Origin of the sequence: Acidianus brierleyi, assembly GCF_003201835.2 — an archaeon.
Taxonomy (GTDB): domain Archaea; phylum Thermoproteota; class Thermoprotei_A; order Sulfolobales; family Sulfolobaceae; genus Aramenus; species Aramenus brierleyi.
Map to the genome: position 1 here is coordinate 1,042,968 of NZ_CP029289.2, position 13,250 is coordinate 1,056,217.

Here is a 13,250-nt window from a genome sequence, read left to right on the forward strand (position 1 = left end):
TTAAGTAATATCGAGATTTATAAAGAATATGTTTTATTTACATAATCAAGTAAATACTATAACGCGGTATTAGTAATTATCTGTTAGCATATAGTATTACTCTGAATTCAATAGTAATATTAATTAATGCCATCTTGAGATTTAGAATTATGGCAACAAAAGTAAAATTCAAAATTAAAGGAGAAGAGAAGGAAGTAGATGTATCAAAAGTAAAGAAAGTATGGAAAGTAGGAAAAATGGTATCATTCACATACGACGACAATGGAAAAACAGGTAGAGGAGCAGTAAGCGAAAAAGACGCACCAAAAGAATTACTAGAAAAACTAGGAAAATAAGATCTAGTTTTTATTTTTTTCTTGAATTATATCTATCGCCTTATATAATTGGGTATCTTTATTGTGAGCATAGTCTTGTGGAGAAATTTCAACTTCTATATCTGGATCTACGCCATAATTTTCTACTCCTATACCTACATCATCAAAGAAGAATGCGAATTGAGGTTGCGTAACTATTGTTCCATCAACAAGCCTATACCTAGGATTTATTCCGATAACACCTCCCCATGTTCTTGTACCTATTATTTTTCCTAGATTATAGCTCTTGAATGCCTTACTAAAAATATCGCCATCGGAACCTGCATATTCATTGATTATTAGAACTAATTTTTCTGGAGAATATGAAGGATAAGGATATGCCTTACCTCGTCTTGGTACGTCCTTCCCTATTCTTTTAGGTAGCAATTTTTCAATAAGCAATTGAGAGACCATTCCGCCTCCGTTATATCGAATATCTATAATTACTTTACCATAGTTTAAAACCTCAAAAGGATATAATTTAAAGAACTCAATAAAACCTCTTGGTCCCATATCTGGAATGTGAACATATCCCACTTTACCATTAGTAATTTCATGTACATAACGTCTATTTTTCTCTACCCAGTCTCTATAAATAAGATATTTTTCGTCCTTTAAAGTTCTTACAGAAAATGTTAGAATTTTACCATCTTTCTTTCTAACTTCCAAAATTACTTGTTCTCCGGACTTATTTATAAGTAGATTTTGCGGTTTTATTGTCTTATTTAATTTTACACCGTCTATAGAAACTATACAGTCTCCTTCTTCAATATCCACCCCTGGATCTTTTAATGGCGATTTTTCTTCGACATAAGAAGGATCTCCCTCATATATTCTAGTTATTTCATAACATTCTCCAGAGTATCTAAACTCTGCTCCTAAACCGCCTATGGTATAAGGTTTTTCAACATCATAATCTCCACCCATTTCATATGCGTGCGATGTTCCAAGTTCACCTTGCATCTCCTTAATTAAATCAGAAAGTTCTGATCTAGAATTAATTTTACTAAGAAGTTTTGAATATTTTTCGTAAATATAAGACCAATCTATTCCGTTCATATCTTCCCTCCAATAATTTTCCCTCATTAGTCTCCATGCTTCTCTAAACATCTGAGACCATTCCCTGACTGGGTCTACAAAAATTTTCACTCTACTCATGTCTATTATTCCACTTTTCTTACCTGGTTCTTGAGAACTTAGATCAGGCTTAGTTTGAGTAGAAACTATTCTAAGAATTTTATTCTGTCTAACCAATAAATTCTTATTTTCAATATCAATATCAAAATCTGTAACATTAGTTAACCATTGATCTTTTGTTCTCAAATTAATATCATAAACCTCCAATATACCATCGCTTCTTATTCCACCGAATAGCCACGTGCTAAGAGCTCCCTTTATTGGATAAGATAATAGAAATATCTTTCCATCAGCAGCTACTAACTTAACGTAATTACTCTCTTCTATAGGCAACGACGATGTTTTTTCTTTCAAATTATTAAGGTATATATTATTAGTCTCATTATCAAAAAGTGTACTCTTATATAATGATTTTCCTTTTTTCAAAGGAATATAATACGGTTTTACACTTTTTAAAAATCCGAAATTGAAGTAGATTTGGTCAGATACTGGATCAAGATTTCGTGTTGACAAATAAAAAAGAAAATCCCCATTTGGATCAAAAGAAGGGGAAAAATCATTGTTTCCTAGATTTGTTACATCGTATTGTTTTGCAGATTGCATATCATATATTTTTATATGCTGAAAACCATAGCCGTCTGGATAAGTGTAAGCTATCATACTTTCGTTAGGATGCCATGCTACTTGGTATATTATATCTTCGGCTTTATCAATAATTTTGCTATTTTTATCTTTAATATTTATTAGCCAAATTTCAAATCTGTTATTAGTTACAACAATATAGTTACCTTTAGGTGAAGGAAATACTCCCTCAATCAAACCTAAATCTAAATCTAAAACGTCCTTATTTCCGTCTTTAATATTGTAAATTTCTAATCTCTCTTCTCCAGATTCATCTGAAACAGTAACAAGTGTAAACTTATCTATAAATTTGGTTAGTTTATATCTTACACCGTTCTTTAGTCCTATTTGAATAGCTGGACCTTCCCATGGATCCATTACAAAGCTTTTACCTCTTGAAGTGACAGATAAAACACCTTCCTTTATTCTAAATTCTGTAAAATAATTCCAGAATTCCACAAAATCAGGTCTTTTATGATTACCGCTTATGGGAACATTAATACTTATTTTATCAACATTATCATTGACTGGATTAAACACATAAATATCTCCAGCAGACTGAAAAACAATATTTTTACCATCAGAATTTCCATTTCTAACATAAAATTCTCTAAAAGAAGTATGTTTCTTAAGATCATTACCATAAAGATCTACAGAGTATATATTACCTATGCCTTCATGATCTGAAATAAAATAAAATCTATCATTGATCCACATTGGTGACGTTAAATTTCCATTTAGATCCAAAAATTTTTCAAATTCTCCTTTATAATAATCTATCCAGAATTTACCCCTAGTTCCTCCTTTATATCTCTTCCAATAAGGTAAATCCACTGTATTCCTTCCTATAACTACAGCCTTACTTCCAAAAGCTATTGAACTAGCTGAACCATAAGGAAGTCTTTCAAAATCCCCATTTAAATCTACATGGAAAAGTTCTCTCCAGCTGGCGAAAGGTTTATGATAATCAGAAGATACTATAACCTTACCATCTTTCCAGCCTACTACGTTAGTAAATGGGCTACCAAAGTAAGTTATCCTTTCTGGTTCTCCTCCTTCGGAAGAAATTATATAAACTTCTGAAAGTATCTGATCACCTCTTTGAGTTCTTGTAAAAGCTATCCATTTCCCATCCTCAGAAAATTTTGGATGAGAAATAATTCCAAAATCTGATGTTAATCTTTCTACCTTTTTTGAATTTAAATCCAATTTCCATAGATCATCTTCTGTAACAAATACTATTTGAGAATCTTTTATATCTGGATATTGTAGATATACAGAACTTGACTGCATAAAATTAATTGCAGAGAGTGATTTAAAGGTTTAGTAAAAATTCATAGCTTGATTCCATATCTTCCAGATATATTATTTGTAGTATATATTTCTCTTAAAGCTCTTAAAAATTCCAAAGTTCTATCACTAGCTCTAGCATAAAAAGGTTCTAATATGTATACATCGTTTTTCTTTACAGCATTTAAATCAGAAAAGCCAGGTAATGATGTAATTTTATTAGATTCAGGGGTTCAAGAGAGCGGAAGACTCCATCCGTGGAGATGGATAGGCTACACATGCTTCGCCTCTAACATGGCTAGGCGATAGCTTGAAGAGCCGAGGAAACCACTCGATAGAGGTTAACTTTAGGATCTTCACTTTGTATGTGTAATACTCTTTTTCTAATTCTTGAATTTTTCTATAATACGCGTTGTATTGTTAATTTTGTTAGGATATAGTGCGAACTAACTATGAGAACGTCCCCTTAAATTTTTGCACACTCCTACTCGGGATGTTGTCCCACATGTTAGATCGCGGGGGACGTATAGCCAGCCTATCCAACGGGGTTTTATTCCCATGCCCACTTTCGGCTTGTGTTATTTTCTTGTTCTCTTTATAAAAGTTTTACTCTTGTAAGGCTTGTCTTCTTGTTTAGGAGTGTTGTTCGTGAAAATCGCCGTAGGAGCCCCCTTTGTAAAGCTTATATACGTTAGTACTTTCAGAAAGTTTATAGCTTTTATCTTAAGGATTAACCTTTAAATTCTAGTCTAAGAACTTTCAGTAAATACTAGCCTGAGATCTTGGTAATTCAAGTAAAAAATCAGAGATCCAGTCAGGATTAATTACTTTGAATTTTTCTTCAGTAAACTGGGGAGTTAATTAATTTCTTTCACATTCTTAATTTTTCAAAATTCAATAAGAAGAAACTCTATTAGCAAATTGTTTTAATAACCTCTTTGCGGAGTTTATACATATGAAGACTGGTAAAGATGGAGAATATTATTATGCGGAGTTAAGTAAAGACGAAGTAATTAAGCTTAAGGAGATTGTGGAAAAGAAAGCTAAGGAGAGAACTAACGTCCGTAAACCTTCTTATGAGACCCAATCTCCCAAATGAAAACTATACAATTTTTTGAATCAACGCTGTAAAGTATTCTTATATCTCCAGTTACTTCTATGGAGAACATTGGATTGCCATGCTTATCCTTTCCTAACTTTTCCCTGGAATATTTGAAGGGATTATCTAGCAATAATAAAACCTTATCTAAGATAAGCATAACTAACTTATCACTTGCAAAACTATCTAGAAGGTAATCAGCTAACTCATCAAGATTATTTATCCTCTTACTGAACATTATCCTTAATTTCCATTCCTTACAAATCACGATAAAAGATATAGAAAACATATTTAAAAATCTTTTCCTTTTCGTATATTATCTCATTAGGAATAATAGTTGTAATAATGATAATAGTGATAATCATAGTAGTGAATGAAATGCATTGCGGCAAATAGCATTATAACTCCTAATAATATCGCTAAACCGTTGACAAAGGTATTATTATAAGAGAAGTGAGCAAAAGCTATCCTCCTCCACTTTCCGTTAACCTTGTGGTAAATGCCCCTCTCAGTGAAGACATCAAGGATCATGTGAGAAGGACCAACTAACAACCCGTCAAGAATAACGGAAAAGACAAAAAGAAAAGACGGAAAAACGAAATAAAGGAAAACGCCTATAGGCAAAGAAAGCAAAAGACCCCACAAGATAGACCTATAAACAGTGTGAGTCCTAGGAGTCCTAGAAATGTATTTTCCCTTAATCTCGTGACCAAAATAATCAATAAAAGAATTACCGATAAAAGAAATCAAACCAGCTAGAAAGACAGCGTAAAGAAAAGGAATAAAGAAAACAGTAATGAGAGAAAGAAGTCCAGAAGAAAAGATATAATGAGCCCTAAGCCTCATTTTTCCCACCTAAATTCATGAATCCTGCATAACTCATTACTAAAATCTTGGAACTTCAATTTAAATGAATTGTGGCGGGCAAGTTTTATAACCTTTTCAATATATATGGATTCTTGTGACCTACTGGCTAATACCAATTCAAGAGGATATGTGGGATGTTATATTAACGCAAGGGGTATATGGATACAAATCTAACCTAAAAGATTACATTAAAGTTGGAGATAAACTCATTATTTATGTTAGTAAGTATTACGCTAAAATATACGGAGGAAAAATAGTAGGAGTAGTAAGGGTTACTAGCGACTGGTACGTTGATGAAACTCCAGTATTTCCAGAAGAAACTGTAAGGAATAAGGGGTTCTATATTTATAGAGTAAAGGTAGAGCCTGAAATTACAGGAGTATGCGATATAAAAGCGATCCTTGATAAGATACACTTTATTGAAGATACTGCACAAATGGCTAAATATCTAAGAAATGCTCCAGCTAATTTAAAGAGACCAATACCAGATGATGACGGACACACGATAGAAAAATGCCTTAAGGGAGAATTATAACTTTAGAAGAATTTATAAGCAATCTTTTATTTTTTCTAATATTTCTTCTGGATCAAAGCCTATTATTTCTATTTTTGGTATTTTTAGATCTCTCAGATATTTTTCCAACATTTCGAGATCCTTCTCATCTGCAAAAAAATCTCCAGTTATTTCAACTTTTTCTATTTTTCCATCAAAATATACTCTCAATATAACAGTCTTTCCTTGTTTAGATCTAAAAACTTTTTCACATAACATTAAATTCACCTTAAATACGTCCATTTATCATTAGAATATTTGTACTTTAACTGTTCAGTGAATTCCTTCTCTATATCAGTAAGTTCTCCATCTTCTAAATTAAATATTTCTCTAAATCCTTGGATTAAACTTTCTATAGCTTCTCTGCGAGTAACTTCTCTTCCTAGCATTAGAGAAATATTACTTACTCTACCTTGAGGATTCCCTCTTTCCTTTATTTTTGGTTCTGGAGATTTTATTACAGTCATAAATCCAAGATAAGTAGAAAACATGAAAGTCCCATGTACTAATATAGCATTTTTCTTTTTAGCTCCAGCCATTCCTACTATCTTTTTACCTTGGACTATAATATCATTTATAGGAGAAAATTCTCCTTTTAATCCCAAAAGATTAAGAGATTTTATCAAAGCTATTGAAATTTTCTTGTAAGTTTCCATCATATCTACAGCTTTTAAGGATACACTCCATGTGACTTCTCCGTTTTCGTCATGCAAAGCAGGACCTCCGCCGGTGAACCTCCTTATTAACGGAATTCCTAATTTTTTTCTTTCTTCTTCATTAACCCAGTCATTTACTGCCAAAAATCTGCCTATACTTAATGTAGTAGGCGAAAAATGCCATAGTCTTAATGTTTCTTCCGACATATTATTTGATAATAGGATAAGCATAGTTTCATCCAATGCCATTTGCCTCTCCCCAGAATTTCCGCCTTCAATTATTAGTCTCATACTTAAAATCCTCCAAATATTTTTCAGGAAGACTACAACAAGCATCAAATAATTTCAAATTAAATTCCTTTATCACCTTATGATGTGGATTAGCTATTCTTTCAACTAAACCTCTTTTTATTACTTCCCTATCTAGTTGTTCTTTAATTTGATAAGGTCTCATACATCCCACACTAACATGTCCTTTCATTAATTTGGATCCCAATTCTATAAATCTAAGAGCTTTCTCTACATTCATGGGTTTTAATATTCTTGATGGTGTATTTGGAGTAGGGATAAGAATTAGAAAATTGATTAAGTATGGTTTATAGGAAGAGAGAATCTTTAATGAATTCTCAATTTCTTCATCAGTATCTGAAGGTATTCCTAACATTATATGAGGAACCACGTACTTAGGTCCAAAATCTATAAGATTTTCTAAAGTTTTTATGTAATCTTCTCTTTCTCTTTTTACGCCCTTTGATTTAAAAGCTCCTATAGAATATGGGAATTCATAATCCACCATATCTACTACGTCTTTTAGATCTTCTATTGTCTCCTTATCTAGAATTCCTGGATGTATATTAAATACTACACCCATTTCTTTTTTTACTTTTTTCATAATATGGATATAATTCCTAATAGGCAATTCTCCTTTTTCGTTAAATCCACCACTTATTAGAAATCCTTTTACACCGTTATTGTAAAGCTCAATTATTTTCTTATACATTTCGTCCGGTGTTAAAGCAGATTCCATACTGCTAATGTATTTAGTAGAACAATAGAAGCAATTTAAAGCGCAAGAACTACCAGTTACACTCAATACTGTGAATTTCCTTTTTATTATAAATCCACCTATCATTTTCCTTCCACATTAAATAATGGTATATTATACATTTTTTCTCTTGGATCTTCATTATAAAAAGGCCTATCACAATTAGGGCAACCAGACGTTATATAGGCTTTTTCGTTTGGATTACCATTAGTCGATAACTTGAACCTAATTTTTTGGATTTCCCTATATTCTTCTAACGGAGGTCTAGGAAAGTTCTCCATTGGAGTTCCTTTTACTGGAGTAAAAGCAAACAAAGCTACTTCAGCACCTAAAGAATATATTTTTTCCATTAGGGACACAAATTCTTCCTTTTTTTCTCCCAAACCAAAAACCAAATGAACATATACTTTCCTTTTCCCAAAGACTTCCACTGCGTTTTTAATGAACTCAACATACTTTTGGAATGTATAAGGCTTACCTATTTTATCCCATAGACTTTCTACCGTATCTAAACCAATTCCTAAATAATCTACTCCTAACTTTTTCATATTTTCCAATACTTCCTTACTAACAGGAGTTATAGTTACGGACTTAGGGATCTTAACATATTTTATGATCTCAATTACTTCATTTTCGAAATTTTTCTTTATAACTGTCTGCAAACAAAATCTTTTGAAATATGAAAGTTTATCTGCGATTTCTTCTATATTTACGGAATACCATCTTACTCTTGAAAGATATGATTTGTCTGATTTACTTAATGAAGACTGTGTACAAAAAGCGCATTTTCCTTCACACCCTCCAGTTTGAAGAGCGTATGCAGTATTACTATACTTTAACCCTTTCTTTATAAAAAAGTACGTACCAGCAGATAGTAAAATTTGCATATTATAAGATCTAGACAGATTAAATTAAACTTGCTTTCTGAACCATTCTAATAGATCTATATATTCCAATATTTTTTGCAAGTTCGGCCATTTTTCCCTTAACAAACTTACCAAAGATATCTCCAAAATATATATTCCCTATTCTAAGGATTATGGCTATTTGTTTATATTTGAATTTAGTATCTTTCCCTAATACGTTTAACATGGCAGTTTCTCCTGATTGTACTGCAACTTGAGCAGACATTGGAACAAATGAGTTCTTAATAGTCATGCAATCGCCAGCACCATATACATCATCATAATCTATCGATTTGAGATACTCGTCGACTAACATTCTTCCGTTAATATTACTTAATCCAATTTCAGAAATAATAGAAGGTCCTTTAAAGCCTGCAGTTAGAATAGTCAGATCTACTTTAATTTCACCACTGGAAGTTTCCACGGTATTCTTTACATCATAAACTTTCGTATTTAAAAGTACATTTACACCTAAATCTTTTAGAGTATCTAATGCAAAAGCTGAAGCATCCTTACTCATAAATGAAAGAAGTTTCTGTTGAGCTTCTATTAAATACACCTTCTTTCCCATAGAATTTAACGTTCCGGCTAATTCTACTCCTAGTGTTCCTCCGCCTAGGATAGCTACGCTATTTACTTTGCTTAACTGCTGCCTAATTTTTATAGCATCTTCAACATTTTCTAGCTTATACACATTTCCTCTTATCTTACTCAGATCTTGCTCATATCCTAATGATATAATTAACTTATCATAATCTATTTCGCCTCTGTCAGTTATAATTTTCTTTTTCTTGAAATCTACGTTCCTTATATACGCTTTTAAAAACCTATCAGGATATTTTATTTCAGCTATTGACGGATCTCCAGTTTCTATAACATCTACAAGTTTGTGAGTAAGAACAAAATAATCTTTATTATCTATAACGATAGAATTAGTGTTATTTAAAAATGCAGAAACACCAGCGAAACCTCCTCCTAAAATTACAGTCCTCATATGATTATATATATGTAGAAGTTTTTAAAAGAATCTATCTAGATATGTTTGAAAATTAGAAATAGAAATTTAAAAATTCAGCCCGCTGAAAGTCGATCATAAGTTTTCACTCCCCGAAAACTCATCATCCTTTTATAATAATACCACTTAAGATATATTATGTGATAACTCTTAATGATATAATTAACGTCTCAATAGTTAGAGAAAAATATGAATTTTATGAAAATCAAATAAAACACAAAGATGTTTCAACAATATATTCTGCCATAAAAGATCTCGTTTCGTTCATTAAGGAGATTAAAGGCTATGCATCAGAAGAATTGGCTATAATTCTTAAAGAACAAGAGAGAATCGCAAAGAGAATTATAACGGTAATAAGATTTAGATACATTATCATTTTTCTTTATAAAAGAATAATCGAAAAGCTAATTAATAGTCTTGAAATACTTATGACAAAATTTTTATCAAAACTGTCTTAATTGCTTATAACTAAATTTATAATTTTATTTTTTATTTGATCTTGTATCTCTTCTATGATAGAATTCCAGGCATCCCTAGGATTCTCCTTCGATATCTTTACACCATTTTCTTTGGCCACTTGTTTCATACTTACTATACAATCTCCCTTTATTGGACAGTAATCACATGAGTATTTGCTAGATTCTAAATTTATATAATAAAAAATATGGTCAGAAGAGACATAAGCTAGACCTTTTGAAAATTCTATTTTATCATTTGATTGAAATGGAATTATTATCTTAAACGCAATAGAATTATCTTTTACTATTTTTAAGGATTTGAGCTTATCAAAGAGAAAATAGAAATAACTCTTGCTAAAACCCTGTTTTTCATGTGATGAAATAACTCTAATAAGTCTATCGTCTGAAAGTCGTTGGAAAATATCGAATCTTAAAAACATTATTTTATGTTCACTAATAGGCCTTTCAATTTTAGTAAATTTAAATTCACACATAATATATATAATCATATAAATAGAATAAAAATATACCTAACAATCACAACTATAAAAAGACATTAACAGAGTTAACTTTCAATTTCTAACTAGATAAGCTAATTCTTAACTGATGACTTCTAGGAAATTCTAGGTCAATAGCTCTTCTCAAAATAACCTTCATTTCATCTTCCTTCACTTTATATGTAGTGTTATTATAACCGTGCTCATTTATTTCAAATTCATTAGAATTTAATTTTTTTATTTCTATCCATCTATCTCCCTTAAAGCTCTCAATCCTTAAAACCTTACCTTCCTTAAGTTTTAAAGCTTGACCAAGAATCATCTTATCTGCTGACCTAGCAGGAATCCAAGGCATTTTACCACAATATTAGTCCAACGTTTCACGTTTATTAAATTATATTTACCTTATTTTGCATGTGAGAAAATGAGTAAAAGAACTAGACCTACGTTTGTTATTTTGGGAGTTTTAGTTGCGTTATCACTTATTCTTGCATTCGTAAATGTTCCAATGGCACAGTCTTCATCGCAAATAACCGCATACAAAGTCGTAGGATCTGCAGATCTTTCTAATCCTGGCTCTGAGTCTTTCTGGAGTAAAATACCGTGGAATAATATATCTTTAACAGCAAATATTCCAAACGCTCCAACATCTGGATTAACTCATTATATTCTAGTGAAGGCTGCATGGAATGGAAGTGATATAATAATTCTAGTTAGTTGGCAGGCATCTAAACCTGCATTTGGTGCATGGTCTACTGCAGCAGCTGGTGTATATCCTCCTGCAAGCGGTCCTGGTTTATTTAGAATTATAGAAATTACTCCAGGATCTACGTATAAGTTATATACAAATTATACTAACTATTCAAGCATAATTAATGGACAAACTAAAGTCGGAAGAATAGTTCTTAATTATAGTGGAGTTCTTGTCCCATTGCCTAATGATAGTCAAATTCAGGTTTTGCCTAATGGAACAATATTGCTATATCACTCACCTAGACCTATAGAAAGGATACTATATGAATCCGGGCTATTTTACGGATACTATACAAATTCTACATGGTACTACCCTGATAGAGTAGCTATGATGTGGTACATGGGCAGTGGAACTCCTACTATGGACGGTATGCATATAGGAGGAAAATATATAGGGCAAGTTTATGATGGAGAAAAAATGCCAGCTGCTGGAGGTGCGCTAAAACAGCCTGGCGGTGCGGCTAATATATGGATGTGGGTATCTGGTGCTACTTGGAATAATAAGACAGAAGATCCGGCGTTCGCTGCTAATCTCTGGGATAACGAATCAGACACAGGACTACCATATATAGATTCTGGTAATAGCGGATTTGCTGTTCCCTTATATACAAATAATACTAACATGTATGAAGTAGACTGCTCTGGTATATGGTATGCGCCAGTTCAGTCTTCTGGACTTAATGGATCATTATTCTTTATTAAAACCGGAGCAAAATATCAAAATGGATATTGGACAGTAGAGTATGTTAGACCACTTTCAGTTCCTTCCAATTATGCTAAATATATGCCAAACATCTCCTTAGGGAATACATATTATGTAGCATTTGCAGTATGGCAGGGACCATTAGGTGAAACACTATTTGATAAGTCAATAACATCGTCTTTCTTACAGTTACAATTATCTACAGAGTCGTCTCCGCCTCCTCCACCTATAGTAACTATTAACCCTGTAGTATTAGATACTACAGTAGCCGGCGTAGTGATAGCTGTGGTAGCATTAGCGTTAATATTCTTCATGTATAGAAAGTGAATAAAATGAATATAACTGAATTTTTATATAAAGATATAAAGATATATTCAATTTTTTTGGCAATTTCTGCTTCTCTTGAGTTTATTTTTGAAACAATATTCCCAATATCATATTTACCTCTTTCCATCCCAAATAAACTATTTTTAGAATACATAGGAACTGCGGGTCTTTATATGGAATATGTAGCTATGAGTATTGTAGCTATTGCGCTCTCATATAAAATAAAATCGTTATTACCTTTAGGTATTATTCTATTCATATCTCCAGTTTTCACATTTATTCCTAATTATTCATTATCTTTTTTATGGATGTCAATTCAGGTAGCTATTATTGTAATAGGAATTGTTGCACTCTTTGAAAGTTTATTCAGAAGTAACATGCTTTCTCTTTTACTAACACCTACATTAGCTATGATAATACTTTCATTATATGCTGGATATATGATAAATTTTGAGCATTTAACATTTGATTTTAGTTTTACCTACCTTTTTTTATTTTCAATAATAGGTTTCATGGCTTATACTGTATTATGGGGAAAAATAGTATCTAAAAGAAGTATAGCGTCATATATAGCTGGCATTCCTGCGGCTTTCATTTTCTTGCCTTTATATTTCATTGTTAGCACTAACAGATTTATGGAAATGATAATGGATATGACTCTTCCTGCAATTTTTGGAATAATATTTAATAATCCATTTCATGTTGAACTTTTTATTTTGCTTCTAAGTCTTGCATTATACCTTATTATTACAATAGCAATTAAGGGAAATACTTACGCTGGACTAGGATATTTCCTTATAATGAGTACCGTTTTCTTAGGATTAACTGGGTTTCACCTAATTATGTATATGATAACGCCAGTTATAGGATTTGCATTACTAAATTTAAAAGAAAGTAAAGGTATAAAGATTCTTGAATTAAGGAAAAAATCAGTCCAACGTTAAATCCTTAAAACTAATCAAGATATATTC

Annotated in this window: 16 protein-coding genes; 6 read left to right on the top strand and 10 right to left on the bottom strand. The window is 31.7% G+C overall.

Annotated features, from left to right (window positions below):
• Positions 1 to 149: 149 nt before the first annotated feature.
• Positions 150 to 335 carry a Sul7d family chromatin protein gene (gene sul7d, locus DFR85_RS21260; RefSeq protein WP_110269993.1) on the top strand — a complete coding sequence of 62 codons (186 nt, stop codon included), beginning with the start codon at positions 150 to 152 and terminating at the stop codon, positions 333 to 335.
• 3 nt (positions 336 to 338) lie between these two features.
• Here the strand turns inward: sul7d and DFR85_RS21265 are convergent, their stop codons facing one another.
• Positions 339 to 3,404 (bottom strand): S41 family peptidase, encoded by a 3,066-nt coding sequence (locus tag DFR85_RS21265; protein WP_110269994.1) that lies wholly within the window; start codon positions 3,402 to 3,404, stop codon positions 339 to 341.
• Between the two features lie 153 nt (positions 3,405 to 3,557).
• Here DFR85_RS21265 and DFR85_RS21270 point away from each other — a divergent pair, with 153 nt between their 5' ends.
• Positions 3,558 to 3,710 (top strand): hypothetical protein, encoded by a 153-nt coding sequence (locus tag DFR85_RS21270; protein ID WP_162582685.1) that lies wholly within the window; start codon positions 3,558 to 3,560, stop codon positions 3,708 to 3,710.
• Positions 3,711 to 4,456: 746 nt separating this feature from the next.
• Here the strand turns inward: DFR85_RS21270 and DFR85_RS21275 are convergent.
• The gene (locus DFR85_RS21275; protein ID WP_210433942.1) at positions 4,457 to 4,789 is read right to left on the bottom strand and encodes a type II toxin-antitoxin system RelE family toxin; all 333 of its coding nucleotides are present in this window, start codon (positions 4,787 to 4,789) and stop codon (positions 4,457 to 4,459) included.
• Between the two features lie 35 nt (positions 4,790 to 4,824).
• Positions 4,825 to 5,346 (bottom strand): DUF1286 domain-containing protein, encoded by a 522-nt coding sequence (locus tag DFR85_RS21280; RefSeq protein ID WP_110271792.1) that lies wholly within the window; start codon positions 5,344 to 5,346, stop codon positions 4,825 to 4,827.
• Positions 5,347 to 5,461: 115 nt separating this feature from the next.
• On the opposite strand from DFR85_RS21280, the gene DFR85_RS21285 reads away from it, so the two are divergent.
• Positions 5,462 to 5,902, top strand: coding sequence for an EVE domain-containing protein (locus tag DFR85_RS21285; RefSeq protein ID WP_110269996.1), 441 nt, complete (start codon positions 5,462 to 5,464; stop codon positions 5,900 to 5,902).
• A gap of 12 nt (positions 5,903 to 5,914) precedes the next feature.
• Here DFR85_RS21285 and DFR85_RS21290 read toward each other — a convergent pair whose 3' ends face one another.
• From DFR85_RS21290 to DFR85_RS21310, 5 genes are read right to left on the bottom strand one after another with little or no spacing between them, the layout of a single operon-like run.
• Complete coding sequence (locus DFR85_RS21290; RefSeq protein WP_162582687.1) at positions 5,915 to 6,139, bottom strand: lipoate protein ligase C-terminal domain-containing protein; 225 nt, start codon at positions 6,137 to 6,139, stop codon at positions 5,915 to 5,917.
• Between the two features lie 5 nt (positions 6,140 to 6,144).
• Positions 6,145 to 6,867: a lipoate--protein ligase family protein gene (locus tag DFR85_RS21295; protein ID WP_110269998.1), complete on the bottom strand. Its 723-nt coding sequence runs from the start codon at positions 6,865 to 6,867 to the stop codon at positions 6,145 to 6,147.
• Positions 6,851 to 7,708, bottom strand: coding sequence for a LipS1 family lipoyl synthase (gene lipS1 / locus DFR85_RS21300; RefSeq protein ID WP_110269999.1), 858 nt, complete (start codon positions 7,706 to 7,708; stop codon positions 6,851 to 6,853). The genes DFR85_RS21295 and lipS1 overlap by 17 nt, the downstream gene beginning before the upstream one ends.
• On the bottom strand, positions 7,705 to 8,508 hold the full coding sequence (locus DFR85_RS21305; RefSeq protein WP_110270000.1) for a radical SAM protein: 804 nt from the start codon (positions 8,506 to 8,508) through the stop codon (positions 7,705 to 7,707). The genes lipS1 and DFR85_RS21305 overlap by 4 nt, the downstream gene beginning before the upstream one ends.
• Positions 8,509 to 8,527: 19 nt before the next feature.
• Entirely contained in the window at positions 8,528 to 9,520 is a 993-nt protein-coding gene (locus DFR85_RS21310) for an NAD(P)/FAD-dependent oxidoreductase (RefSeq protein ID WP_110270001.1), read from the bottom strand.
• 161 nt (positions 9,521 to 9,681) lie between these two features.
• Here DFR85_RS21310 and DFR85_RS21315 point away from each other — a divergent pair, with 161 nt between their 5' ends.
• Entirely contained in the window at positions 9,682 to 9,999 is a 318-nt protein-coding gene (locus DFR85_RS21315; protein WP_110270002.1) for a hypothetical protein, read from the top strand.
• Here the strand turns inward: DFR85_RS21315 and DFR85_RS21320 are convergent.
• The gene (locus DFR85_RS21320) at positions 9,996 to 10,493 is read right to left on the bottom strand and encodes a hypothetical protein (protein ID WP_246253030.1); all 498 of its coding nucleotides are present in this window, start codon (positions 10,491 to 10,493) and stop codon (positions 9,996 to 9,998) included. The two genes, DFR85_RS21315 and DFR85_RS21320, sit on opposite strands and share 4 nt — an antisense overlap.
• An 85-nt stretch (positions 10,494 to 10,578) precedes the next feature.
• Positions 10,579 to 10,851, bottom strand: coding sequence for a hypothetical protein (locus DFR85_RS21325; RefSeq protein WP_110270003.1), 273 nt, complete (start codon positions 10,849 to 10,851; stop codon positions 10,579 to 10,581).
• A gap of 69 nt (positions 10,852 to 10,920) precedes the next feature.
• Here DFR85_RS21325 and cbsA point away from each other — a divergent pair, with 69 nt between their 5' ends.
• Positions 10,921 to 12,279, top strand: a complete 1,359-nt coding sequence (gene cbsA / locus DFR85_RS21330; protein WP_110270004.1) for a cytochrome b558/566 subunit A — start codon at positions 10,921 to 10,923, stop codon at positions 12,277 to 12,279.
• 5 nt (positions 12,280 to 12,284) lie between these two features.
• Positions 12,285 to 13,223: a cytochrome b558/566 subunit B gene (gene cbsB / locus DFR85_RS21335; protein ID WP_110270005.1), complete on the top strand. Its 939-nt coding sequence runs from the start codon at positions 12,285 to 12,287 to the stop codon at positions 13,221 to 13,223.
• The last annotated feature ends 27 nt before the right edge of the window (positions 13,224 to 13,250 follow it).